This is a genomic window from Deinococcus apachensis DSM 19763 (assembly GCF_000381345.1).
GTDB lineage: Bacteria > Deinococcota > Deinococci > Deinococcales > Deinococcaceae > Deinococcus > Deinococcus apachensis.
This window is the reverse complement of sequence record NZ_KB906411.1, coordinates 1-24,311: the sequence shown is the minus strand read 5'-3', so window position 1 is coordinate 24,311 and position 24,311 is coordinate 1. Positions and strand designations below refer to the sequence as shown.

Below are 24,311 nucleotides of genomic sequence, written 5' to 3'. Positions count from 1 at the left end.
TCATGAACAGGCCCATCCGTGCAGCCGAAACCATACCCGTCAGCGCGCCCACTCCAGTCGTCTCGGTCGCTCCGGTGGTGCTGTCCTCTCCGGGACGCGCCGTAGACTTGCAGGTGCGGGTGTCCGCGCCCGTCACGGGAGGCGACCTGCCCGTCATTCTCCTCTCGCACGGCCACGGCAACTCGAACAACCTCTCCTCTCTGAACGGTTACGGCCCGCTCGCCAATTTCTGGGCGGCGCACGGTTTCGTCGTGATCCAACCCACCCACCTGAGTTCAATGACGCTTCGCGGCATCGTCGATGCGAGTGACCCCGAGGCTCCCCTGTTCTGGCGGTCCCGGGCTGAGGACATGCGGCGCATCCTGGCCGGCCTTGACGTCATCGAGGCTTCCGTTCCGGGTCTTCTTGGGCGGCTCGACCGAAACCGGATCGCCGTGGCGGGGCATTCCCTGGGCGGGCTGACGGCCGGGATGTTGCTGGGTGAGCGGGTGACGGACGAACGAGGAGTGGCCGTCGACATGGCCGATGCCCGGATCAAGGCGGGGGTGATCCTCGCCGCACCGGGCAGCAGCGTTGATCCCGGCACGTTCGCGGCCCAGCGTTATCCCGTCCTTCGCAACCTCAGCTTCGCCGAAATGACAACACCAGCCCTCGTGGTGGTGGGTGACAGGGACGTGAACCCCAACTTCTCGGAGCGCGTGGACTACCGGGCAGATGCGTACCGCCTGAGTCCCGGCCCCAAATGCCTGCTGACGCTGTTCGGCGCGGGACACCTTCTCGGCGGCATCTCCGGGTACGACGCGGCGGAGACGAACGACGAGAGCCCCGAGCGTGTGGAGGCGGTCGGGCGGCTGACCTGGGCCTACCTCCGCACCGCGCTTTCCCCGGGAGATCCCGCCTGGTCCGCCGCGTGTGCCGCGTTGATGAACAGCCCCGACCCACTGGGCCGGGTCGAATGCAAGTGAGGCGCCGTGAGGCATAGGGTCGGGGGAGACAAGGGGCAACGGCGCGCTGTGCTTTGGCTGTACGTCGGCTTTGCGGAAACGAAGGGTGTTGCCGTCCTGTCCGGGTCTGCCGTTCACGAGGCGGAGGTCTTCCCCTGCGGAATTCATACAGACATCCTGGGTGCGACTGCTACTCTGAGCGGTTGAACGACCGACTCGCCAGGAGCCCTTCACGTGACCCAGCCCTCTCTGCCTGAGCTCCTTGATGACGTCCAAGACGTTTTCTACGTTCTCGACGATCAGTTCCGCTTCGCCTTCCTCAACGCCACCGCTCGGCGCGCTCTCGGCCTCACACCTGACGCCCTCGGGAAGAAGCTGGGTGACGTCCTCCCCCAAGCGGTGAGCGGTGAGGGGTACCGGCGGTTGCAGGACGCGCTCGGGCAGCAGCGTGCCGCGCACTTCGAGGTGTTCTCCGCCGTCATGCGCCGCTGGGTCAGCCTTGACGCGTACCCCAGTGGCGGCGGGCTGATCGTCTACCACCGAGACATCCACGAACGCAAACAGGCGGAGGAGCACGCCCGCGCCCTCGCCACCATCAGCACCAGCCTCATTGAGACGGCCAGCCCCCGCGAGGTGGCTGAGGTGCTCGTGCGGGTTGTCCCGCCCGCGCTCGGTGTGGCCTTCGCCGTCGTGGTGGCTCTGGACGAGGACGACGAGGTATTGCGTGTCATCGCCGCGAACGGCCTGCCCGAGGAGAGCTTCCGGAATTGGGCGGCCTTCCCGCTCGCCTCACCCGTCCCGCTCGCCACCGCCGCACGCGAGGGGTACCCGGTGTTCGTTCACTCCCGCGAGGAGGCCGAGCAGTCATTCCAGGTGTTGCTGAGCGTCGAGAACACGCACGAGGCCTGGGCCGCGCTCCCGCTCCGGTTCGAGGCCCACACCTTCGGCGCCCTTGGTCTGAGTTTTCCCACACCCCGGCTGTTCGATCCGGCTGAACAGGCTTTTTTGAACGCTGTGGCCGCGCAGGCTGCCCAGGCCCTCGAGCGCACACGGTCTCAGGAAGCTGAAGCCCGTGCGCGCCAGTACGGGGCGTTCCTCACGCGCGCCAGCAGCGACCTTGCCAACTCCCTCGACCTGAACGCCACCCTGGAGAGCCTCGCGCGACTCGCGGTGCCCGCCGTGGCGGACTGGTGCGCCGTGTACCTCCCGCAAGGTGAGGAATTGAGGGTGGTCACCGTGGCCCACCAGGACCCCGCGAAGGTCGAGCTCGTGCGCGCGGTGACGAGCGCCGTGGCGCTCCGAATCGACGACCCGGGTGGCGCCCCCGAGGTCTTGCGGACGGGGAAACCGCTCTTCGTGCCGGTCATCACGCCCGCCCTGATCAGCGCGCAGGGCCGCGACCCGGACCACACCCGCCAGGTGCACGCCCTGGGCTTGCGTTCGTACCTGGGTGTCCCAATGGTCGCGCATGGCCGCACGGTGGGGGTGCTGGCCTTCGCGCTCGCGGAGACCGAACGACACTACGACGCCCAGGACCTCGACTTCGCCCTGGAACTCGCGCGGCGGGCGGGTGTGGCCCTCGATCACGCGCGGCTGTATCAGGAGGCGCAGCAGTGGGCCGCAACCTTGGAACGCACGGTCGAGGACCGGACCCGTGAGCTCGCTGCGCGTAACCGGGCGCTCGACGCCTTCGGGGTGCTGAGCCGTGACCTCGCGGTGGAGACCGACCGGGTCAAGTTGCTCCGCCGGGCGCAGCAGATCCTGCTGACCCTGCTGCCCCACGGCGTCACGGGGTACTTCGAGCTGGACGCAGGTCGCTGGCAGGTCCGCAGCCTGGAGGGCGAGATGCCGGACGGGACGGTCGAGGCCGTCCTGTTGCGGGGTCTGCCCCACGGTGAGGCCCCGCTGCTGGACGTGCCCTTCGACACGCAGGCGCCGCTGTACCAGGACCACTTCGAGCCGAACACCGGGCATCTGTCTCCCGAGGCCCTTGCGCGGCTGCTGTCCACCGCGTCGTTCCCGGTTGGGACAGGGAGTGGCCTGTTCGGGGTCCTGGTGATCGCGCTGTACCACCAGCATGGGTGGACCCAGGCGGACCGGGTGCTGCTGGAAACAGCGATGGGCAAGGTACGGCTGGCCCTGGAGCGCGCCGAGGCCGTGGAGGGGCTGGCTCGGCGCACGGCGGAACTGGAGGAGCTCAATGCGGAACTCGACGCGTTCACCAGCAGCGTGTCCCACGACCTGCGTGCTCCGCTGCGGCACATCATGGGCTTCAGCAGCGTGTTGCGCCGTGCGGTGGGAGAGGACGCGCCGGACCGGGTGCTCAGACCGCTGGGCATCATCGAGACGTCCGCCGCACGCCTCACCAGACTGACCGACGCGCTGCTGTCCTTCGCGCGCACCTCCCGGCAACCTCTCAGCGTGGTGGACTTGGACCTGAACGGACTGGTGCGGGAAGCGTGCGAGGACCTGCACCTGGAAACCACCGGAGCGCAGGTGGAGGTGCGCGTGGGGACCCTGCCGACCGTGCGGGGGGACCCGACCCTGTTGCGGCAGGTGATGGTCAACCTGCTGGGGAATGCCGTGAAGTACAGCGCGCTGAATCCCGCACCCGTCGTGACGGTCTCGGCGTATCAGGACCCTGGGGAAACCGTCGTGACCGTGGCGGACAATGGCGTCGGGTTTGATCCGCAGTACGCCGACAAGCTGTTCGGGATGTTCTCGCGCCTGCACCGGGCAGACGAGTTCGAGGGCAGCGGGGTGGGACTCGCGATGGTGAAGCGGGTGGTGCAACGTCACGGCGGGCGGGTGTGGGCGGAGAGTACACCTGGGGAAGGGGCCGCGTTCCACATCGGGCTGCCCCGACATGTGTAAACGAAGGATTTCGCGGCAACGAGGTGGCGGAATGAACACGGCGTTTCTGCATTGCACAATCCCCGAGCGAAAGCAGCCACAGGGAGGCAGCCGCTCTCAGCGGCCCTTGTGGTGTCAGGTTGAGGTCTGAGACCTTCACGGGACGATGTCAGAAAACACCAAAATCCACCCTACTCTGACGTCGGGTTGGGGGATACCCCAGATCCACAAAATGGAAGGGGATGGGCACGAGGTCCTGACCTCATCCCCTGGCCGTGCCGTGCGCCTCGCTGCTCCACCATGAAGCCATGACCCAGCCCCACCTCCAACTGCCCGTCCGCTGGTGGAGCGACCACGACCAGCACGCCCACCGCACCCTCACCCTTGAGTCCTCGACCGTCGCATTCCTCCTCGTCGATTGCGACGGCGACGCTCCCGGCCGTTACGACCAGGGCGTCAAGACGGACGTGATCGCGCCCGCCCTGCACGCCGCCCGGTCTTTCGGTGTGCGCGTCGTGTACCTGCACAATGCGCCCGGCGGGGAAGGCGGACCACGTAACATCCACCGTGAACTTCACGGCCTGCGTCACGGCCGGGAACGTCTCGGTTCGTCCAGCTGGAAGCCTCTGCGGCCCGCGTACCTCCCCGAACTCACGCCGCGCGACGATGAGGCGGAGTTTCAGAAGGCCCACCAGAACGGCTTCCGCGATACCGCCCTCGACCCGTACCTGCGCTCATGGGGCGTCGAGACGCTTGTCCTCGTCGGATTCAGCCTCAAGTCCTGCGTGTATCACACGGCCTGGGCCGCGCAGGAACGCAACTACCGCGTGGTGCTGCTACGCGACGCGACCTGCCCGCCCGGGGCCAAGGAGTACGCCGACACGCGCGACATGACGCTGCCCGAGGGCGGCTGGACACGCCACGTCATCCTGAGATTGCTGGAGACCAACGTGGGGTATACCGCAACGAGCGCCGACTGGATCCACGCGGCCCACCATGGTGACGCGGGACCTACTTCCACAGGTCCTGCGTCATGACGGCGCTCAGTACGGGGGCGTCTCCAGCGCCGGGCTTGTCGCATCGCAAGTCTGGCAGGAAGTGGTTCAGCAGACTGCCTGAACGTTAGACGGCCTGCTGGAGTCATTGACCTCGGGAGGTTAAGTTGCCAGAACCTTCGCCGGTATCGGGGCCGCCGTCCCTGCTCTCCCACCAGAGGACCCCTGGGCGTCGGGCAGGAGCGTTCGCTGTCCGGGTTCGTCGCGTCCTCATTCTCCTCCGGAATGGTTTCCGCGGCCGAGAATTGGACCCGCCCCGCCCTCATCCACAGAATGCAGAGGAGCACTCTGCATGACCATCCCCAGGTCCTCCCCGACGCCCATACTTCTGAGCCTCCCGCAGACACGTACCCACGGCAAAAGTAACAGAGGAGGATTCGCCCTGAGATTTCCCTGGCACTCGGTCTCCTGTGTGTCCAGCTGCCGCCGTCCTGGGGGAGCGGCATCGGCCAGCGCACCACCTGCATCCTGCGGTTCCCATGCCGACATCGACGCCCGAGTGAACAAGGAGGATTCCAGGAGCGACCCGTGACGCACCCGACTTACGGCAGCCCCACAAAAGCATGTTGTGATCGCCCGCCGTCTGAACGTGGGTTCAAGGCAAGAGAACGGAGGTCCCCCATGTCCTTTACAACGACGTCCTTCCCGACCTGGTTGCTGCCCCTCGTCATGATTGGCCTGCTGCTCATGCTGAGGTTCACCCGGACAGCCACCCCACGTCCCCTGATCCCGGAAAGGCTGCGCGGTGAGGCGGTCGTCCTCGGCGTTGCTGGCGTGTACGCCATGGCTTCCAGTGGCGTTCTCCTCCCACCAAGTGGCCTGCCAGCGAGCAGTCCTCCTCAGCAGGCAGCAGCACATGACGGCACCCTGGTTGGTGGCCATGTCAAGCGAGGGCCGCGCAGCCTCCTCGTCACAGGTTGGACCGTCAATCGGAACAGGGACCCTGTGAATACGCGGCCCTCCTGTCCTGCATCAGTGATGCCGTTAGCCTGGCAGGAGGAAGTCACGTGCCCATCACCAATCACCCCAATGTGGGGTGCTGGAGAACACCGGGGGAGGCTCTGCGGCTATCGCCAAGTTAGACCGAGTCAAGGCTCCTGCCGCAGCCGGAACGCACCCGGCCCTGGCCCCCACGCGCACGCCGCGTGCCTACAGTAGGTCATGCCGATCCTCTTCATTCACGGCGTCGCCATCCGGGAAGGGGACGAACCCCAGTGGGCTACCCTGCACCGCCTCACCCGGGGCGTGAACTGGTCTCAGATCCAGGAGTCGCTCAGGGCGCACGTCGCACCTGCCCTGAACCCGGCCCATCCCGAGGAGGTGGCGCTGTCGTTCCTCTACTGGGGTGATCTCGGTGCCCGCTACGCGCTGGGCGGCCGCTTTCAGGGGTCCCGCCTCCCGGACAGGCCCTGGCCGGAACGGCTGGACGCTCTGGACGAGGAAGTCCTGGGCGAACTGCTGGAACGGCGGCTGCGACAGGCCGCTCCCCCGGGCGACTGGCCTGCGCTTGTAGAGGCGGGGTGGGCAGTCGCCCGGGACACCTCCTTCCGCGACGTGCTGCGCCTCACGCCGCCACCCGACCAGTGGTCCCTGGCCGAGGCGGCTGTCCGCGCCCGGTTGCATCCGGCGGCGGGACCCGCGCTGCTCTGGCCTCCCCTGTCCGAGGAATGGCGGCTCCAGCGCCAGCGGGACATGCAGCGGGTCATGCTCAGCGTCCGCCGTCCGCTGGAGGCCTTTATGCCCCTCTTCCTGGGGGACGTGCTGTGCTACCTGAACGGGCGGGGCACGGCTGGAAGCCCGGGGCGCATTGCCCAGCGAGTGCTGGACGGCCTGCATGCCGCCGACAAGGCCCGGCAGGGCACCGGGGAGCCGTTGATCGTGCTCACGCATAGCATGGGCGGTCAGCTGCTGTACGACGCGCTGACCGCCCTCGTCCCCGCTGACCCGGCTCTTGCCAGGCTGAGAGTCGACTTCTGGTGCGCGGCGGGCAGCCAGGTAGGCCTCTTCAAGGAACTGGGGCTCTTTCTGGAGGAGGAGTCGCCTCACGCCGTGCCCCTGTCCCACTCACCCCACCTGGGGTACTTCTGGAATGTCTGGAGCCTGGAGGACCTGCTGAGCTTCCGGGCGGAAGGCGTCGTGGAGGGCGCTCATGACATGGAGTTTCCTATGGACGACCCCCTCCAATCCGGGCACGTCGCCTACCTGCATCACCCCGAGTTCTACCTCACGCTGGCCGCCAAACTGCGGGTGCACCTCCAGCGGTGAGAAAGAACGCTCTGGTGCGAGTGTGGCCAGTTGTTTGGGGGGTGACGCCGTGCTGAGCGGTCAGCAGCTAGACGCAGGACAGGCGGTCTGCTGTTGTCACGCCTCTGTGCGCCAGATCGGAAGAGCTGCCCTGCCGTCACACTTCCCAGAGGTCATCCCGCCATCCGACGTGCCGTATGTGCCCCTGAGGCACCCGCATTGGCAAGCCCGAGAGTGGCACTCCACTCCTCAGGTCTTGCACCTGGATAGGGCGAGTGAATAGCCGTGCTGGCGCAGGAATTCCTCCTCTCGCCAGACCTGTAGAGCGAGGCGCTGAACGACCAGCAGGGGTAGGGCCACTCGGGCCGCGACTTCGGCCGCTTGTTCCAGTGAGAGGGTGTCGGCGCGGCAGAGCAACGCCAGCGTGAACGCTGCGAAGACCAGCAAGACCCAGCGGTCCAGTCCCTGCGCGGTTCGCAACGCGAACCGATTCAACCCGAAGCCAGGCTTGGCCTCTTTGAAAAAAGACTCGATGACCCACCGTTTTCCCCCCTCCCGGGCGACGAGGTTGCCCGGGAGCAGTTGGGAGGCCACAGAGAAAAAGGTCCGCTCGCCTCGGTCGACCCGGGCCAGCGTCAGGGGCTCCCAGGGCCAGTTGGCGAGGTTCACCCAACTCCCGTGGTCGCACTGCTGCACAGTGACGTGACCCGGGTGGTCGGTGCGGCGCGTCGAGCGAACACCGACCACGAACTCGAAGTCCAGGTCCCGTACGCCTTGAAGGAACGCCGACGACTCGAAACCGCTGTCGGCTAACACCCACACGTCGAAGCGGCGGCTCACTTCGGCAGGAACCGTGGTCAGGAGGTCCAAGGCGAGACGGACGGGGGCAGGGGACCCCTGCCCCCGATAGACCCGGTAGCCCACCGGAAACTTCAGGTCTCCGTACACCGCGTACAGTACCACCAGATGAATGCCGTAGACCTCGCCCTGCACGCGGACGAAGGGGAGGTCGCGTCCCGTCTTCGGAACGCTGGTGAGGTCCACGCACAGCCGCAAGCGAGGATGGTGTTTGCGCCGCGCCGCGAGCAGCAGGGCGGCCCATTGGGCCTGGACCAGGGTCGCCCTGCACTCCGCCGTGTCCCACTCGTACACGTTCAGCAGGCGACTGAGCGCACTGGCACTGACCGTGTGGGCTCGGTGCAGGGCCGTTTTCGTCTTCAGGTCGAGAAAGAGCCCCAGCGCAGCCTCCAGGCTGCGCTGCTGATACGGACTATTCGGAACGGCGAGGAGCGCCTCTGCCAGAATACGAGCGCGCTCCCCGCGAAGCCCCTGGTTCCACACACCCTCTTTCTCGCGTCTGGGAGCGCCGTTTCGCTACCTATCCAGGTGCAAGAGATGAGCACTCCACATGCCCCTGGGTCTCGTACCGCTTCAGGATTGTGGACTCCGCCAACGGCACGCAGGACAAGCGGCCCGTGCTTCGCGACTTGAGCACCGGCGCCCCCACTCAAGGCCAAGCCAGCGCGAGGGGGCGCGGGCGACGTACGCAGCTTCTAGGGTGTGCGTGAGCCGGGAGTGGATGGTGCGATGGCGCTGCACATCGAAAGCCTGGCTCTTCCTGGCGAGCCCCCCGAAGGCGGCGCTGCCGAGCAGCCGCGCGGTGTCCGAGAGGAAAACCCGGTCGGAAGAGGTCAGGGTGTGCTCGGGATGCAGGCGTCGTGGGCAGGGGTGGGCAGGTGCCGCCAGCCATGGATGGCCCGAACCGTCGGGGAAAGGTCTCTGTGGGAGAGATGAGGCGGTCTCTAGCGATGTCGATGCCATCAGCTTCAGGTGGACGCTGAACTCGGCGTGCGGGTTGCTCTTGACCAAGCGCAAGCTATGTTCAATAAGTATTGAACTTTTTAAACAACCAGCCTGGGTTCACCTTCCCTCACCTCGAAAGGACCTCCATGCTCCTCCCACGCGTCACCATCCTGAAGAACCTCACGCCCGACAACGCGGTCCTCCACGGCCTACGGCTCGGCCACGGCCCCATCCCCCTCCTTCTCATCCCCGGCGCTGGTGATGGCAAAGCCACCGCGCGACACGCCCGCCTTCCCCTCGCCCTCTACCTCCGCCCCCGCCTGAACACCTTCACCATCACCTACCTCAGCCGCCGCGACCCTCTCCCCGCGCACTGGCGAATGGAGGACCACGCCCGCGACTACCTCCACGCCCTCGACCAGCTCGGCTGGATGGGCGGCATCGTCGAATGCAATTCCGGCGGCGGCCCCATCGGCCAGCAACTCGCCGCGCTGCGCCCCGACCTCGTGCGTGGCCTCGTCCTCTCCGTCACCATGCACCGCACCGCGCCCGAAACCCGCGCGGTTCTTACCCGCTGGCTTACTCAGCTCGACCGGCGCGAGTGGCGCGACTTCAACTGGGACAGCATCGAGAAGACCTTTCGTCCAGCCACCGTTGCGAAGTACCGCCCCCTCCGGCCGCTGCTGGGCTTCAGCAGGCTCCGCGATCCCATGCGGCTGCGGCGCGTCCTCGAAGGATTGCTCGACATCGACCAGCGCGACGTGCTGCCCCGCATCACCTGCGAGACCCTCGTCATCGGCGGTGCGGACGATCAGGTGATCCCCGCCTACATCCAGCGTGAGATGGCCGGGCTGATTCCCCACGCCACCCTCAAGCTGTACGGCGGCTACGGGCACGGCAACGACCAGGAGAACCCTGACTACCTGCGTCAGCTCACCGCCTTCAGCCGCGACGTGATGAATAGCGGCGCGGGCAGGACCGCGAACGCAACCACCGTGAGGGAGACCTCGTGATCACCCCGGAACGCGCGCAGTACGTCGAGGAGGTCGGGGTGTTCTTTGAGGGGCAGGGCCTGCCGCGCATGGCGGGCCGGGTGCTGGGCTTCCTGATGACCGCTGAACCGCCCCTTCAGCCGACGGGCGCGCTCATTGACGCACTCTCAGCGAGCAAGGGCGCGATCAGCCTGACCACCCGAATGCTTGTGGACCTCGGCCTCATCGAGCGGGTCGGCGTACCCGGCGATCGCCGCGACCACTACCGCGTCCGAGCCGATGCCTGGGTGCGACTCCTGGCCCGCAATGCCGTCATGGCGAGCGCAATGCGTGAGCTGGCCGAACGGGGACTGGCCGTCACGCCGGACACACCCGCCGCTTGCACCCAGCTGGAGGAGATGCGGGACCTGTTCGCCTTCATCGAGCGGGAGTACCCGGCGCTGCTCGAACGCTGGCAGCGCGAGCGGGAGGAGCCCAGGAACACGCGGAGCTGAACGCTCACCGTCACGTCAGAGCGACCGGAAGAACATCAACGACGCCCTGTCACGCGGCCACAAGGATGACTCGCGGAGGACGCAGGGCAGGTCGATGCGACCCACGACTACGACGTGATCCTGACGACGCCAACGCGACGAGGACGGGTTGCTACCCTCTGACAGTGATGTACGTCAACGCCCGCGCCCTCATCGAACGCGAATTGCCTCACGTGCCCGCATTGCTGCTGCAACGTCGAGATGAGGTGGGTGTCCCTGCCCGGCTGGAAACGCCCGGCGGTTGCGTTGAGCCGTTCGAGAGCATCCTCGACACACTCAGACGCGAAGTGCGGGAGGAGACGGGCCTGGAGGTCACCGTGATCCTCGACGATCCACAACGCGCGGTTGTTGACGGGGACGATGGCGCGGCGGAATGCCTCCTGCCGTACTTCGCGTACCAGACGCTGCGCGGCCCGGTCGACTCGCTCGGGTACTACTTCCGCTGTCATGTGAGTGGCACGCTGCTGGAGCGGGGCGACGACAGCCGGGACCTCAGGTGGGTGGAACTGAGGGACCTTCGGCGGTTGCTGAACGAGCAGCCCTATCAGTTCAGCTGGCTCGACCGTGCGGCGCTGACGTACTACCTCTCCCGCCAGGCGCGGCCAGTGGTGTGAGTTTGCCGGGGACCCTCGCGCGCTTCTGATAGCCGTGACTGGACGCGTGATCGACCCGTGCGTGGCTGGTGGAGAGGCTGGCCTGCGGCAGAACGCGGATTGATCCTTCGAAGGGCGTTGGGAAGGCTCTGGCAAGATTGTGTGTTGAGCTGAGCCGTGAGAAGCTCGGCTCGTCACGCCCACTCGAGCCGACAAGCCTGCTGGCAAGGAGGGTCCTCCAAGATCGTTCGTTAAATCCTGGCCGGCTCGAGCCCCTTTCGATCAGGCGCAACAGGATCTGAGGCCAGAGAAGCCTGCACCTTCCGCCGACCGGAATGGGGTGGTGACCCTCTGTTTCCCTTTCTGGGGGTTTTTATGTTTGTGCTGGGTCTCGATGTCGGCAAAACTGAACTGTACGCCTGCCTGCTCCGAGTTCAGTCCCCTGAGTCCCCGACCCAGGTTGGTGCAGTGAAAGCCGTTGCGAACACGGCCCGCGGGCATGAACAGTTGCTCGTGTGGCTGACGAAGTCAGCCACCGTAGATGAAGAGCTTTCGGTGGTGATGGAATCCACCCGTGTGTACTGGGAGCGGATGGCGATGACCCTGCATGACGCGGGTTGTGCGGTCAGCGTGGTCAAGGCGGCGCAGATCAAGGACTTCGCGAAAAGCACGTTGAGGCGGGGGAAAAAAGCTGGATGCGGAGTTGATTGCGCGGTACGGGGCCACCATGCAGCCAGCGTGCTGGCTGCCCCCCGAAGCAGACCTGGTCGAGCTGCGTGCCTTGCTCCATGCTCGTGACACCATCGTGGAGCTCCTGACCCTAGAAGCAGGCCGCCACCACGCGATGGATCACCAGTACCGCCCCCATCCGAGAGCCCTTAGCTTCTGTGAAGTGCGCCAGAAGCTGCTCGAACAGCAACTGGAGGAAGCCAATGAGGCGATAGGGGCGCTGGTGGTGGCCCCCGGGGAGGTGCAGGAGCAAGTCAACTGACTCACCTCGATCCCCGGGATCGGCCCGTTGACGGCCTCGATCCTGCTGGTCGAGACCCTGCACCTGAGCCGCATGGAGAGCTCGAATCAATGGGCCGCCGACGCAGGTTTGTCGCCCGTTCCCCGTCAGTCCGGCAGTTTTACCGGACGAACCCGGATCTCTAAAAGAGGAAACGCACGTCTCAGACGTGCATTTTACCTCTGTGCCCTGACCGCGTCGCGCATGAAGAATGTGTTCGGCGACTTCTACCGCCACCTGGTCACCCAGGGGAAGCCCAAGAAAGTCGCCTTCATTGCCCTGGCTCGCAAACTCCTCCGAGTCGCGTTCGCCGTCCTGAAGTCAGGCCAGAAATTCGATCCGAACTATCGACGCCAGCCTTCTCTGGCCGCTTGACGCTGCCAGGTCAACACAGTATTTAAGGGGAGCCGGGTGGAGAGTTGTGTGTGACCGGAAGCCGTATCGCCATCGTTTTCCCTGGAGTGGCCTGGGCTACGCCCTGCGGCTGTCCCACCGCTTCTCCCTCAGCCAGCGGGATGTCCAGGAGTTGCTGCCAGGGCGTGGTCTTCAGGTCAGCCACGAGACCCTCCGGTAGTGGAACACGGGGTGTGCGCCGCTCCTGACCGAAGCACTGCGCCAGCGGGAACTCCATCTGAGTTCCCGCTGGCCTCTGGACGAGGGGTGCGTCGAGGTTGGCGGGGTGGGGCCCTGGCTCTGGAGGGCCGTGGATGGGTCTGGAGCTGTTCTGGACCTCCTGCTTCAGGAACACCGCGACACCAAGGCGGCTCGGACCTGCTTCACCCGGCGGCTGGGAGAGGACGAGGTTTCCGAGGTGATCCACACCGACCCGCTCGGGCGTGACGGCGCAGCGCTTCGGAAACTTCCCGTGTTCCACGGCGTGGAGCACGTCCAGGTGGTGGCAGCGGCCCGCTGCCACCACCTGGTTGAACAGGCCCCCCGCCCCAAACCTCAGCAAGAACCCACCCAGCTCGGCTTCAAATGGCCAAGACGGACTCCGGAATACGCCCGAGTCTCCACCCTTCACCGCCACACCCGAATGACCAGCCCCGCCTCCCTCAGACCAAACAACCACACCAAGGCCCTTCGAACTGGGCACCAAGCCGTTCAGCAGGCCGCCTGCTGGCGTATTCGACCCATTACGGTGACGTTGCCAGAACCCTCGTGACGCAGGCGAAGGCAGGAACTCGCCAGCACGAGGCACCGGATTCAGGGCCAGCTCCACACCGCGCTCCAACTTCAGCCCCCTGCAGGTGTGAGGCAGACAGGCGTCCGCCACTTGACTTTCCTTGTTAGTGAGTACAAACTAATTTATGGCCCGTTCGACTTCCGGCTCCACACCTCCCGCCCGGCAGTCGGGCGAGGAGCGGCGCGCGGCCGTGATCGCGGCGGCCATCGAGGAGTTCGCCCAGCACAGCTACGCTGGGGGTTCGACGGACGCCATCGCGCGGCGCGTGGGGATCTCGCAACCCTACGTCTTTCGCCTCTTCGGGACCAAGCGGGAGTTGTTCCTGGCGGCCGTAGACGCGGTCTTCGCTCACGTCCAGCGGGTCTTCACCGTCGCCGCCCAGTCCACCCAGGGGGACAAACTGGACGCGATGGGACTCGCCTATGAGGGGCTGCGCTCACGGCGCCACGAGTTGCTGCTGCTGCTCCAGGCCTTCAGCGCCAGCGGGGAGGACGAGATCCGCCAGGAGGTCCGCCGCCGCTACCGGGCGCTGTTTGAGGAGGTGCGCGCCCTGTCCGGCGCCTCGCACACGCAGGTCCAGAACTTCTTCGCCTCTGGCATGCTGATCACCATCGCCTCGGTCCTCGACCTCCCGGAACTGCTAGCCTGGGAGGATCCCTGAACTTCTCTTTTCCCTTTTTATTAGTGATTACTTACAAACTTCTCCGGGTTCAGCGGTCCGTCGTGCCCATCTTCGCCCCCTCACCCCAAGGAGCCGCCCATGACCGACCTCTCCACCGCCAACCGACACGCCCTCGTCATCGGGGGAAGCATGGCAGGCCTGCTCGCCGCCCGCGTCCTGAGTAACCACTACAACGAGGTCGTGGTGCTCGACCGCGACGTCTTCCCTCAGGCTCCCAATCACCGGGCGGGCGTGCCGCAGTCCCATCACGCCCACGGCCTGCTCCCCCGCGGGCACGACGTCCTCACCCGGCTGTTCCCCGGCCTGCTCGCCTCCCTGGCCCAGGCGGGCGCCTTCCATACCCGGGAAGGCATCCCCATCTTGCAGGTGACCCCTGCTGGGAAACTCCCGGCCGCGCCGCTGAGCGGGCAGGGCGAGTACCTCGCCTTCAGCCGCTTCCTACTGGAATGGCATGTGCGGCAGTGGCTGCGCGAACACACGAACGTCCGCTTCCTTCCCGCTGCGGAAGTCACCCGGCTGGTGTCCAGCGAGGACGGGACGGGCGTGGTGGGCGTGCAGGTCCGCTACCGGGATGGGCGGGCCGACCCCGAGGTCTTGCACGCCGACCTGGTGGTCGAGGCGAGCGGGCGGACCTCGAAGCTGGGCGGCTGGCTCCAGGACCTTGGGTACGGGGCGGTCCCCGAGGAGAGCGTCACCTCCGACATCGGGTACGCCTCGCGCTTCTACCGGCGCCCCGAGGGTTTCCCCGCCCCCTGGCACGGCTTGATCATCAACGGCCGTCCGCCGCACAACCCGCGGGCAGGCCTGATCCTGCCGGTCGAGGACGGGCGCTGGCACGTCACCCTGGGCGGCTTCGCGGGGCACCACCCACCCACCGATGAGGCGGGCTTCCTCGCCTGGGCACGCGACCTGCCGGATCCCGGCCTGTACGAGGCGATCCGCGTGGCCCAACCCCTCACGCCCATCCGAGGTTACCGCACGCCCACAAACACCTGGCGACACTTCGAGCGCCTGGCGCGCTGGCCGCGCGGCTTGATTGCCCTGGGGGACGCCGTGTGCCACTACAACCCCATCTACGGGCAAGGCATGAGTGCGGCGGCCGTGAGTGCCGAGGCGCTGGAGACGAGCCTGAAGACGGGACGGCCGGACTTCGAGCAGGCCTTTCAGAGAGCGCTCGCTCAGGTCGTTGCCGTGCCGTGGCAGATTGCCACGGGCGAGGACCTGCGCTGGCCGGGCGTGCGGCTCACCGGTGCGGCCGTGGGGCCGGGCCTGCGCCTGCGACACGCCTACGGGAACCTGGTCCTCAGGCAGGCCGTACGGGACGAGGTGGTGGCGGGCGCCTTTCTAGACATGATCATGTACCTTCAGCCGCCCACGATCCTCGCCCGTCCGGCCATCCTGGCGCGGGTCCTGAGAGGCAGCCTCGCCCATGCGCTGAGGGGGAAGGGGCTGGAACACGGCGGGGCGCAAGCCCTCTCCCCGGAGCAAGTCTCACTCCTGCGCGCTCGCCCCGCCGCCACACCCTTCCACGCCCCTGCGAGGACTGCATGACGCTCTCCACCCCGGACCTCGACACCCAGGTCTCCCACCGCTTCGCCCACAACGGGAGCGTCCGATTGCACTACGTCACCCTGGGTGAGGGTCCACTGATCGTGATGCTGCACGGCTTCCCGGACTTCTGGTACACCTGGCGCCATCAGATGCCCGCGCTCGCCCAGGGGCACCGGGTGGCCGCCCCCGACCTGCGCGGCTACAACCTCAGCGACCAGCCCAGGGGGGGCGAGCACTACGCCATGCGGCACCTGCTGGAGGACGTGGCGGCTATCATCCGGGACCTCGGTCAGGAGCGGGCCATCCTGGTGGGACACGACTGGGGCGGGGCGATTGCCTGGCAGTTCGCCATGCACTTCCCGGGCATGGTCGAACGCCTGGTGATCTTGAATCTGCCGCACCCCCAGGGCTTGGCGCGCGAACTGGCCCGCAATCCCGAGCAGCAGCGAAACAGTGGATACGCCCGCACCTTCCAGGAGGAGGGCGCGCATGAACGGCTTGACCTGGAGCGCCTGATCAGCTGGGTGAGGGACGACGAGGCCCGCGAACGCTACCGGGAAGCCCTGGGGCGCTCAGACTTCGAGGCGCTCCTGCACTACTACAAGCAGAACTACCCGCGCCCGCCGTACCGGGAACCCCAGAGCCCGGTCCTGAAGATTCAGGCCCCCACCCTCGTCATCCACGGGCTGGGCGACGAGGCCCTGTTGCCGGGGGGCCTGAACGACACCTGGCAGTGGGTGGAGCGCGACCTCACCCTGGTCACGCTGCCGGGAGCGGGACACTTCGTGCAACACGACGCGGCAGGGGCCGTCACGCAGGTGCTGACGAACTGGCTGGCCCGGGGCGCCCTCCCCTGAGGAAGCGGGGTACAGCCTGTGTTCCGGGAAGGGAGCCAGAGGGGGGTGAACGCCGGAAACGGGCGGTGTGAAGGCGTGTTTCCGTCCACGTGGACCGCCAGGACTCGCAGCGGGTAGCTTGGCGGCTCGTATTAGCCTGGTGAGGGGGTCACCGCAGCGCTCGAACCAGCCCTGAGCATCCTGAGAGGAAACGGCGGCCAGAGCTCGACCAATCGATTGGTCGAGCTCGTCTTGTGTCCGTGGCTGATCGGGGCGAACTAGCGTCTTGACTCTGCCAAACCCCCACTCAATGGGCGCCAGGTTGGGGGAGTAGGAGGGGAAACCGCAGGGTACAGCCGTGATCGTGCAGGAGTTGGGCGACGCGTGCACTCTTGTACACGCTGAGCTTGTCCATGACGACCGTTTGTCCCCGAGACAACTCGGGCAGCAGGACGTGTTCGGCGTAGCGCTCGAAGGCCAGGGCGCCGACGGCCCCAGGCACCGTCATGGCGGCGCTCATCACTTGGGTGCTCAGCGCCGCCAGCAGGCTGAAGTTGGCGCATTTGTTGCGGGGGACCGCGGCGTAAGCCCCCTCTCCACGTGGCGTTCGGGCGTACAGAGGCGTCATCGCCGCATGAGTACTGCTCTCGTCCACAAACACCAACTCATCCGCCGATTGGTGCTGCATGGCGGTCCGCCAGGCGTGGCGCACCGCTTCATCGCGTTCACTGGCGTACAGCGTCTTTTTTCTCAGGCGTTCCTAGCGCAGCAAGGCCCGCCCCACCGTCTGCCGCGACACCTGGACCTGTTGTTCTTGGGCCAGACATTGAGCGTGCTGAGCCAGCGTCTCGTCAGGGTGCTGGTCGCACTGTTCAGCCAGCCGCTGGTCCAGCGCGGCATCAAGTTTCCGGGGATGCCTCCGGGATGGCGTGGGGCAAGACATGCCCCTCTTCTCGCTGGCGTTCACGCCAGCGTTCCACCGGTCGTGGATCGACGTTGTACTGCTGCGCGACCACCTCGACTTGGTCCCCCGCCCGCAACCAAGCCAGGACTCGCAGCCGTAAATCCTGGGGGTGCGTATACCCCACCCTACTCCTTCGGCAACCTTTCTGCGCCCCGCCCTAAGTTGCCAGAACCCTTATGGGTTGCGGACCATCTTCGCAACGGTGTCCGCGAGGACCTGTGGCAGCTCGTGGAGGAAGCCGCCGCGGTGGTACAGCCAGCCCTGCGCGGCCTGAATGCCGAGGGCCTGCGCGGCGCGGGCCTGCTCGGGTCGCTCGATACCTTCGATGACGGTGGTGAGGTTTAGGGTGTTCGCGAGCGCGTGCACGACCTGCACGAATCCCGCCCTGGTCGGGTCGGCGCTGTCCGCAGCGAGGTCAGCGGTGAACGTTCGGTCGATTTTCAGGGTGTGTACCGGCAGGTCCCGCAGGACGCTGAGGCTGGAGTAGCCGGTCCCGAAGTCGTCAATGGCAACGCGAACACCCAGGTCACCGACCTCGCCGAGGATCCGCGCCGCGTGCGCGGCGTCCTGCATCAGGGACGACTCGGTGAGTTCCAGGGTGAGGCGCCGTGGGTCAAGGCCCAGCGCGACGCCTTCACGAACGATGTCGACGATACTGCTCTGCCCGGCGTGAACGTGCAGCTGGCGGGGGGAGACATTCACGCTGACGCGCAGAGGCGTGCCGTCAGGTGTGCTGAACGGTTCGAGCTCCTGCCAGGCTTGCAGCAACACCCAGCGGCCCACCTGGTCCAGCAGCCCGCTGTCTTCCAGAACGGGCACGAACACCGCGGGGCTAACTGGCATGCCGCCCGGGGTACACCAGCGCAGAAGGGATTCGACGCCCAGCACGTGCCCGCGTTGGAGGTCGATGATGGGCTGGTGTAGCAGGGTAAAGCCCTTGCCCTCCAGGGTGCTGCGGGTCAGGGCGCGTTCCAGCGACAGTAGGCCCATCCCGCCCGGTCCCTGGCCCTCCCCGGGGTCGGGTTGCTGCCCTTCCCAGAGGCGGTACCCGCCGCCAGCGCGTTTGGCCAGATACAGTCCCTGGTCGGCGAGGCGCAGCAGATCCTCCGCCGTGTGCGTGGAGTTCGTCCAGTGGGTGAGGCCCAGGCTGCCGCGAAGTTTGAGTGGATCGCCGTCAATCATGAAGGGCTCGTCGAGGGCCTGGATCAGCGCCTGCGCCCGTTCTGTCACCGGCACGCAACCAGGACCGGTGGGGAGCATCACGAGGAACTCGTCCCCACCCATCCGCGCGAGGTGCTCATCAGGCTGCTGCCAGCAGCGCAACCGCTCTGCTACGGCCTGCAGCAGGCGGTCACCGGCACTGTGGCCGAGGGCGTCATTCACGCGGCGAAACCGGCTGAGATTGAGAATGCCGACCGCCAGGTGTGCCGTGTGATCAGAGTGACGCCCGCGTTGGAGGTGCGTGCCGAGCTGCTGCATAAAGTGCGCGCGGTTGGGGAGCCCGGTGAGGGCGTCGTGGGTCGTGAGGTGCGCGAGCGCTTCGCTTTTGTGCTGCGCTTCAGCTTCAGCGCGGTCGCGGGCAGCCTGGGCTTCTTGCAAGTCCACCTGGGCCTGCGCGAGGCTCAGCTGCCGCTGGGCACGCAGAGCGCTGACGGCCCGCTCCTCGCCGCGCGCCGCCTGTAACGCGGCGTGCGCCTCCCGCCAGCGTCCCGCAGCGGCCAGCGCTTGTGCGCGCAACTCGTGTGCCTGGACCCGCAAGTCCAGCTCGCTCTGGCCCAACGTGTCCAGACCACCCGCGGCCATCCCGAGCAGCGTCGCCGCCTCGGCATCCACTGCGGCCGCGTCAAATTCACCCCGGGCGAGGTGCAGCCGCGCGCATTCCAGCCGGACTTCCAACTGCGGTCGCAGCTCCCGGGAACGCAGGCCTGCCTCCAGACCCCGTTGCAACTGAGTTCCCGCAGCGCCGAAGTCCTCACGGCGGCGCAATTGGCTGGCCAGACCCGCGCAGGCGATGGCGTGCAACCCGGGCCAGCGATCCAGGTCCGTGCAACCCGCCGCCTCGCGGAAGGCGATGATGGCCTCATCATGCCGTCCAAGCTGCGCGAGGGCCTCCCCGTGATTGAGGAGCATCGCGGCGTGCACCCGCAGGTTCGTGTCATGCCGGGAGTCCAGGGCACGGCGGGCGACCTGCTCAGCCCGCTCGGCGTCCCCACCGACGAGCAGGGCGTACGCGAGGTTGCCTTCCACTTCCGCGTGCCACGGTGTGCCGCGCAGCGCGGTCTCGGCGAGCAGCAGGTCCTGGATGGCCGCCTCGGCGTCGCCGAGGGACAGGCGGACCATCGCGCGGTTGACGCGGGCGCCGTGTACCTGGGGGCTCCGTGCGATCTGACGAAGGGTGACGGCCCGGTCGAGGTGCTGGTGCGCTTCCAGGTTCTCGCCGCAGCTGGCGAGGAGCGTGCCCAACAGCACGTGGGCGCGGTCGTTGTCCGGTTCGGCGCCCACTGCGGCCCGCGCGGCGTGCAGGGCGAGGGTGATGTCGCCCGCAGCGCGGTGCTGGCTGGCGGCATCGAGCAGGGCCTGGACAACAGTGGGGTGGGGGGGGGATGTGGGGCGCCGGTCGGTGGGTTCGCGGGCCTCGCGACGCAGATTCATACCAGGAGTTTGCCGCTTGCCCTCTGCCGGTCGCCTTACAAAGTCAGCCCGGGCAAGGCCGCCTCGTCCGGTCTCAGGCCACACGGACGGGTGAGCCCCACCTGTACGCAACGGGCCTCCCGTCGTCGGGGGCGGGCGTGACGGATCGAGTAGGAGTTGTCCTCGTGCCCAGCTCACCGGGTCGAGACGAGGACCGCAGGGAACCGTCAGCCTCCCCGGACGAACGGAAGGTTCTGGCGGGACACCTCCCAATTGGACGGTCTGTTAACCCCGGCTGAGCTCTTGATGAGTCCATTATCCAACTAAGTGAAATTTTCGTGTAGGAATCTTGAAAATTAGGAGGAAAAGATGAAAGAATGGGGGTATGCCGCAACCCCTGCGTCACGCTTCCACTCCCGCCTTTCTCATCCGGGCTGCCACCGCTGTCCTGGCGGCCCTCACCCTCGCCGCCTGCGGTCAGTCGCCCAGCACGCCCTCGGCAGACACCGCCAAACTGCTGACGGTCCCCGCGCCGAGTGGCACGACGCGCGGAGAACTTCAAAAGCGGTACCCGGGCGCGCAGGTACAGGCGCTGTACGCGGGCCGGGCGGGCTTCGCGGTGCTGCGCCTGTCCACGGGGACCTCGGCACTGCAGGCGCAAGCGCTGGGCGCGGTTGAGGACGCGGGACACCGCGTCAACAGCCTCCAGCCCGGCCTGAGCGCGGCTCCCGGTCCGCACCTCAGCGCCCAGGGGGGGACTCCCATCTGGATGGACGGTGGGACCCCCATCTGGATGGATGGGGGCGCCGTCATCTGGATGGACGGCGGGACTCCCATCTGGATGGACGGTGGGACTCCCATCTGGATGGACGGCAACGGGAACCAGGTGGCGCAGGGCAGCAACGGCGCGGCGTGGGACGCGATGGGCCTGAGGGAGGCGCAAGCAGCGCGGGGCGGCGCGGCCGCGGGCGCAGGGCGAACGGTGGCGGTAATCGACGGCGGCCTGGATCTCACCCATCCGCTGCTGCAGCGCCGCCTCACGGACCCGTCGACGTGGCGGGATCTGGTGGACGGTGACAGCACGCCAGCGGAGGGCACGCCGGGCGCAGCGGGTTACGGGCACGGCACAGCCGTCGCGGGTCTCGTTGCACAGGTGGCGCCAGGCGCGGCACTCCTCCCTATCCGGGTGCTGGATTCCGAAGGGCAGGGGACGACGGACCAGCTGGCAGAGGCGATTGCCCTCGCGGTGGACGAGGGGGCGAACGTGATCAACTTGAGCCTGGGTGTGCAGGACGCCAGCCCCGCTATCGACGCGGCCATCCGGTACGCGGTGAGCCGCGGCGTGGAGGTTGTCACTGCAGCAGGGAACACGGGCGCGGGCACGATGGACTTCCCCGCGGCGCTCGCCCCGGACCTGCACGGCGAGGTGAGTGTCGGCGCGTCCGTCAACGGACAGTGGTCCCAGCCGCAAGTGTGGAGCAGTGGCGGAATGCAGGCGGAACTGCTCGCGCCGGGGAAGGACTTGGTAACGGCCGCACCGGCTGGTGGGGCGGCGCGCTGGACGGGGACGTCCATGGCCACGGCGGTGGCGTCCGGCGCGCTGGCCCTCAAGCCAGACCTTGCTGGGGACCGCGCGACGGGTCAGGCCGGTACCGCCCGTTTCACCGACCTGCGCTGATCGCCAGCCACCCAGCCGCTCGGGCAGACGAGCAGACGTGGTCCGAAATCTCCCGGCGACCCATTTCCTTTTGCCGTCATCGGCGACGCCGTCTGGCTCTGTCACTGTTGAATGGAACACGTAACGTTCCAGAACCGCGATCCCAGCGCTCCAGAGTTGGTCGGGATGAGTGACTTCCGGGAACTCAGCCTCACCCAGCAAAAGGTTCGGGCTGCCTCCGCGTCCCGGTGAGCCTGGAGCAGGAGGTCGGGCACGGCGCCCTGCTCCTCCACCGCGCTACAGCCCGTGGTTGACTCCTCCCACCGGCACGCAGACCTCGTCCAGAGGTCACCGGGAACCCCGACGGGGTTCCCGGTGACGCCGTTCCTCGGTGAGCAGCGGAGCACCTTTGAGGTCCCACTGGCGCAGGGTCTCGTGGCTGACCCGAAGACCACGCCCTGGCAGCAACTCCTGGACATCCCGCTGGCTCATGGGGAAGTGGTGGGACAGCCCCAGGGCGTCGCCCGGGCCATTCAAGGGAAAACGATGGCGATACGACTTCCGGTCACACACAACTCTCCACCCGGCTCCCCTTAACTTGCCAGAGCCGCTCCCACCGAGAGAGCAGGACGAGCAGCGCGCTCCTCAGGAACAGGCGGAACCACAGAGGAGGCAAACTGTTGTCGCCGCCGCTTCGGCATCGGCCGCAAAACCTGGCACACCCCCAACCCCCCCACTGCGCCGTGGCGCATTAGCGTTGCTGTAGCCGGGCGCGGGGCACAGTGCCTCATGGTGACCATGCTCTTAGGTGCGGCAGCAGGCGGAATGCTTCTTGGCCTTGGCCTCCTGGCGCGGCTCCTCCGAACCCAGCTTTCCGCTTACGACCTGGGCCTGGCTGGAGAGGGGGCGGACTGAACCGTGGTGCTCACCCTGGTGATGTTCGGCGTGACCGTGCTGCTGGTGATCCTGGGCTTTCTGTCGCTGAACGACGAGCCCCGGGAGCTTGAGCCCCGGCCTGAACTGGACCCGTAGCTCGAAGTGCCCCACCCCTGGGTGAGCCTATTTCTGGGTGGGGGTACCCCTGCCATCCGAAGTATTTGACGGTGAACTTCTCGGGCCACAGGCAAGTATTGAGTGATGAAACACACAATCCGCCGAGTTGTATGGCGGCTTCAGCGAAGTGAAGCCCTCCAAATGACCCTGCTCGCCCTCCTGATCCTCGTCCTCACCCTGGGACTCATGCCGTTCCTCATGCGCTGAGGCACCCCCGCTCCCAGACAGGGACTTCCCCTCGCACCCGCTCAGGCCCAGGCGGGTTTCTCGCGGAGCGAGGAGACCTGGGCGGCCGAAGGAGCGTGCTACCCGCACTCCACCTCTGGCAGGAGCGGCTCGCCTGGGCCTGACTACCCCTCAAAACGTGGCATGAGAGCGGACAGGGCCTGCCAGGACGCCGGGGAGGGGTGCAGCAAGAGGTCTTGGAGGTAATCGAGGCCCAGTCGGAACACGGACACCGCACGGTGTCCGTGTTTCTTGCGCAGCGGGGGTGTCTTGGCGGCCAGGAGTTCCCCAGTGAGACAGGCCCAGATGAAGGCAACCGAGACGACGGTCAGCAGCGTGGAGACCCGCTCCGCCCGGGTCAGGCCCGTATCTTCGAGGTTGAACCCCCGGGTCTTGAGAGCTGAGTGCAGATTCTCGGCCTGCCAACGCTGCGCATACCGTTGAAGGCTGGTGGTCGCCCGTCCCCGGTGTGCCAGATAGAGCGTCTCCCCAGCGGCATTTTTGGTCGCGCTGACCCGCAGCGCGACGCCGTAGACCAGCAGGGGGCGAAACCAGATGCGCACCTCGCCGGGTTGGAGCTTCTTGAAACATGCCCAGACGGGCAGGCCATACCTGCCTACTGTGGCGGTGGCGGGCAGACGAATGCACGGGTCGAGGTCGTGTCGAGCGAGGAAGGCAAACCAGTCCTTGCCGATGAACTCCCGGTCAGCGAGCAGACCGCTGAACGTGCGTTCTGGACAAGCCGCGAAGAAGCGCTCCATGAGCGCTTCCCGCACGGTCTGCGAACTCGAACCGCCGTGTGGGAGCAGTGACCACATCAACGGCAGGCTGAAGCCGTTCCACACGGCGGAGAGCAGGAGGATGTTCACGTCGTGCTGGCCCAACTTCCAGTTCGTTCGGTCGAGGATCAGGTCGAGTGGGCCCTCGGGGAGGCACCGCAGAGCAAAGCGGACAAACAGGCCGTCGGGCACCTGAAACTGGACGAAGCGCAGCAGCCGCTGGTAGCGCACCTCCAGGGAACCCGGGAGCTGCACGTGCGTTTTCAGGGTGTACAACACCACGGTCCGGGCCTGGATCATCGCCAGGACCAGGGCCGCCAGCACCGCCAGGCGGCGGGCATCCAGAGCAAAGGCAGACCGCAGCGCCGTCTGCAAGCTATCGTAGGGGAGTCGGCTCCCAGGTGTGTTCATCGCAGAAAACACCCTTGTATAAGGCCGGGGCTATAACTGAACCGGGACGCAGCACGGGAGGCCGTAAACACCGTCGATCTTCGAGACCGTCCTGTAGCTGGGTCACCGTGCTGGCCCCCCAGTCCAAGCCCGAACGGTTGACGGAGTCCACCTCGTATGCAAGGCCGGGCTGTACTGGACCGTCCCCAGGAGGTTCGTATGTCCGAAGAACTGTTCGTCGGCATCGACGTTTGTCAGGCTCGCCTGGATGTCGTCATCCGACCCACCGGAGAACTCCTGAGCGTCGCCAACACGCTCCAAGGCGTCAATG

The 24,311-nt window shown here is 66.9% G+C and carries 20 protein-coding genes and 2 pseudogenes; 15 read left to right on the top strand and 7 right to left on the bottom strand.

Annotated features, from left to right (window positions below):
- The first annotated feature begins 2 nt into the window (after positions 1–2).
- From F784_RS0116480 to F784_RS26660, 4 genes are all read left to right on the top strand, one after another.
- Complete coding sequence (locus tag F784_RS0116480) at positions 3–965, top strand: alpha/beta hydrolase family protein (protein WP_019587828.1); 963 nt, start codon at positions 3–5, stop codon at positions 963–965.
- Positions 966–1,178: 213 nt separating this feature from the next.
- Positions 1,179–3,818 carry a GAF domain-containing protein gene (locus F784_RS24780; RefSeq protein ID WP_019587827.1) on the top strand — a complete coding sequence of 880 codons (2,640 nt, stop codon included), beginning with the start codon at positions 1,179–1,181 and terminating at the stop codon, positions 3,816–3,818.
- Between the two features lie 287 nt (positions 3,819–4,105).
- Entirely contained in the window at positions 4,106–4,834 is a 729-nt protein-coding gene (locus F784_RS24775; protein ID WP_019587826.1) for a cysteine hydrolase family protein, read from the top strand.
- A gap of 1,179 nt (positions 4,835–6,013) precedes the next feature.
- On the top strand, positions 6,014–7,117 hold the full coding sequence (locus tag F784_RS26660; RefSeq protein ID WP_019587825.1) for a hypothetical protein: 1,104 nt from the start codon (positions 6,014–6,016) through the stop codon (positions 7,115–7,117).
- Between the two features lie 228 nt (positions 7,118–7,345).
- Here F784_RS26660 and F784_RS0116460 read toward each other — a convergent pair whose 3' ends face one another.
- Entirely contained in the window at positions 7,346–8,437 is a 1,092-nt protein-coding gene (locus F784_RS0116460; protein ID WP_019587824.1) for an IS701 family transposase, read from the bottom strand.
- Positions 8,438–9,045: 608 nt separating this feature from the next.
- Between F784_RS0116460 and F784_RS0116455 the strand changes: the two genes are divergently transcribed.
- From F784_RS0116455 to F784_RS0116415, 10 genes and pseudogenes are all read left to right on the top strand, one after another.
- Entirely contained in the window at positions 9,046–9,912 is an 867-nt protein-coding gene (locus F784_RS0116455) for an alpha/beta fold hydrolase (protein ID WP_019587823.1), read from the top strand.
- Positions 9,909–10,385 (top strand): GbsR/MarR family transcriptional regulator, encoded by a 477-nt coding sequence (locus tag F784_RS0116450; RefSeq protein ID WP_019587822.1) that lies wholly within the window; start codon positions 9,909–9,911, stop codon positions 10,383–10,385. Before F784_RS0116455 ends, F784_RS0116450 begins: the two co-directional genes overlap by 4 nt.
- Before the next feature lie 167 nt (positions 10,386–10,552).
- Positions 10,553–11,038, top strand: coding sequence for an NUDIX domain-containing protein (locus F784_RS0116445; protein ID WP_019587821.1), 486 nt, complete (start codon positions 10,553–10,555; stop codon positions 11,036–11,038).
- 354 nt (positions 11,039–11,392) lie between these two features.
- Positions 11,393–11,815, top strand: a complete 423-nt coding sequence (locus tag F784_RS27285; protein WP_245557912.1) for an IS110 family transposase — start codon at positions 11,393–11,395, stop codon at positions 11,813–11,815.
- Positions 11,745–12,008, top strand: a complete 264-nt coding sequence (locus F784_RS27280; RefSeq protein WP_245557917.1) for a hypothetical protein — start codon at positions 11,745–11,747, stop codon at positions 12,006–12,008. Before F784_RS27285 ends, F784_RS27280 begins: the two co-directional genes overlap by 71 nt.
- Before the next feature lie 27 nt (positions 12,009–12,035).
- Positions 12,036–12,401 carry a transposase gene (locus F784_RS27275; protein WP_245557911.1) on the top strand — a complete coding sequence of 122 codons (366 nt, stop codon included), beginning with the start codon at positions 12,036–12,038 and terminating at the stop codon, positions 12,399–12,401.
- A 46-nt stretch (positions 12,402–12,447) separates the two neighbouring features.
- Positions 12,448–13,191, top strand: a pseudogene (locus tag F784_RS25515) (IS6 family transposase).
- A gap of 145 nt (positions 13,192–13,336) precedes the next feature.
- On the top strand, positions 13,337–13,873 hold the full coding sequence (locus F784_RS23565) for a TetR/AcrR family transcriptional regulator (protein WP_040383439.1): 537 nt from the start codon (positions 13,337–13,339) through the stop codon (positions 13,871–13,873).
- 99 nt (positions 13,874–13,972) lie between these two features.
- Positions 13,973–15,445 (top strand): NAD(P)/FAD-dependent oxidoreductase, encoded by a 1,473-nt coding sequence (locus F784_RS23560; RefSeq protein WP_019587816.1) that lies wholly within the window; start codon positions 13,973–13,975, stop codon positions 15,443–15,445.
- Positions 15,442–16,302 (top strand): alpha/beta fold hydrolase, encoded by an 861-nt coding sequence (locus F784_RS0116415; RefSeq protein WP_019587815.1) that lies wholly within the window; start codon positions 15,442–15,444, stop codon positions 16,300–16,302. Before F784_RS23560 ends, F784_RS0116415 begins: the two co-directional genes overlap by 4 nt.
- Before the next feature lie 286 nt (positions 16,303–16,588).
- Here F784_RS0116415 and F784_RS23555 read toward each other — a convergent pair whose 3' ends face one another.
- From F784_RS23555 to F784_RS24765, 4 genes are all read right to left on the bottom strand, one after another.
- Positions 16,589–16,969, bottom strand: coding sequence for a transposase (locus F784_RS23555; protein WP_157465321.1), 381 nt, complete (start codon positions 16,967–16,969; stop codon positions 16,589–16,591).
- A 72-nt stretch (positions 16,970–17,041) separates the two neighbouring features.
- Positions 17,042–17,248 carry a helix-turn-helix domain-containing protein gene (locus tag F784_RS27895; protein ID WP_483782814.1) on the bottom strand — a complete coding sequence of 69 codons (207 nt, stop codon included), beginning with the start codon at positions 17,246–17,248 and terminating at the stop codon, positions 17,042–17,044.
- Positions 17,181–17,369 (bottom strand): helix-turn-helix domain-containing protein, encoded by a 189-nt coding sequence (locus tag F784_RS27890; RefSeq protein ID WP_083939259.1) that lies wholly within the window; start codon positions 17,367–17,369, stop codon positions 17,181–17,183. Before F784_RS27890 ends, F784_RS27895 begins: the two co-directional genes overlap by 68 nt.
- Positions 17,370–17,419: 50 nt before the next feature.
- Positions 17,420–19,897, bottom strand: coding sequence for an EAL domain-containing protein (locus F784_RS24765; protein ID WP_019587813.1), 2,478 nt, complete (start codon positions 19,895–19,897; stop codon positions 17,420–17,422).
- Between the two features lie 364 nt (positions 19,898–20,261).
- Here F784_RS24765 and F784_RS24760 point away from each other — a divergent pair, with 364 nt between their 5' ends.
- Entirely contained in the window at positions 20,262–21,554 is a 1,293-nt protein-coding gene (locus F784_RS24760; protein WP_019587812.1) for a S8 family serine peptidase, read from the top strand.
- A 126-nt stretch (positions 21,555–21,680) separates the two neighbouring features.
- Here the strand turns inward: F784_RS24760 and F784_RS27270 are convergent.
- A pseudogene (locus tag F784_RS27270) lies at positions 21,681–22,106 on the bottom strand (transposase domain-containing protein); the annotation flags it as partial.
- A gap of 830 nt (positions 22,107–22,936) precedes the next feature.
- The gene (locus tag F784_RS0116380; RefSeq protein ID WP_026332528.1) at positions 22,937–24,001 is read right to left on the bottom strand and encodes an IS4 family transposase; all 1,065 of its coding nucleotides are present in this window, start codon (positions 23,999–24,001) and stop codon (positions 22,937–22,939) included.
- Positions 24,002–24,311 lie beyond the last annotated feature (310 nt).

Excerpts from the sequence above, each read along its gene's own strand:
- F784_RS0116480 (WP_019587828.1), top strand. The coding sequence starts at position 3 with ATGAACAGGCCCATCCGTGCAGCCGAAACCATACCCGTCAGCGCGCCC.
- F784_RS24775 (WP_019587826.1), top strand. The coding sequence starts at position 4,106 with ATGACCCAGCCCCACCTCCAACTGCCCGTCCGCTGGTGGAGCGACCAC.
- F784_RS26660 (WP_019587825.1), top strand. The coding sequence starts at position 6,014 with ATGCCGATCCTCTTCATTCACGGCGTCGCCATCCGGGAAGGGGACGAA.
- F784_RS0116455 (WP_019587823.1), top strand. The coding sequence starts at position 9,046 with ATGCTCCTCCCACGCGTCACCATCCTGAAGAACCTCACGCCCGACAAC.
- F784_RS0116445 (WP_019587821.1), top strand. The coding sequence starts at position 10,553 with ATGTACGTCAACGCCCGCGCCCTCATCGAACGCGAATTGCCTCACGTG.
- F784_RS27285 (WP_245557912.1), top strand. The coding sequence starts at position 11,393 with ATGTTTGTGCTGGGTCTCGATGTCGGCAAAACTGAACTGTACGCCTGC.
- F784_RS27280 (WP_245557917.1), top strand. The coding sequence starts at position 11,745 with ATGCAGCCAGCGTGCTGGCTGCCCCCCGAAGCAGACCTGGTCGAGCTG.
- F784_RS23565 (WP_040383439.1), top strand. The coding sequence starts at position 13,337 with ATGGCCCGTTCGACTTCCGGCTCCACACCTCCCGCCCGGCAGTCGGGC.
- F784_RS23560 (WP_019587816.1), top strand. The coding sequence starts at position 13,973 with ATGACCGACCTCTCCACCGCCAACCGACACGCCCTCGTCATCGGGGGA.
- F784_RS0116415 (WP_019587815.1), top strand. The coding sequence starts at position 15,442 with ATGACGCTCTCCACCCCGGACCTCGACACCCAGGTCTCCCACCGCTTC.
- F784_RS23555 (WP_157465321.1), bottom strand. The coding sequence starts at position 16,969 with ATGCAGCACCAATCGGCGGATGAGTTGGTGTTTGTGGACGAGAGCAGT.
- F784_RS24765 (WP_019587813.1), bottom strand. The coding sequence starts at position 19,897 with ATGAATCTGCGTCGCGAGGCCCGCGAACCCACCGACCGGCGCCCCACA.
- F784_RS24760 (WP_019587812.1), top strand. The coding sequence starts at position 20,262 with ATGCCGCAACCCCTGCGTCACGCTTCCACTCCCGCCTTTCTCATCCGG.
- F784_RS0116380 (WP_026332528.1), bottom strand. The coding sequence starts at position 24,001 with ATGAACACACCTGGGAGCCGACTCCCCTACGATAGCTTGCAGACGGCG.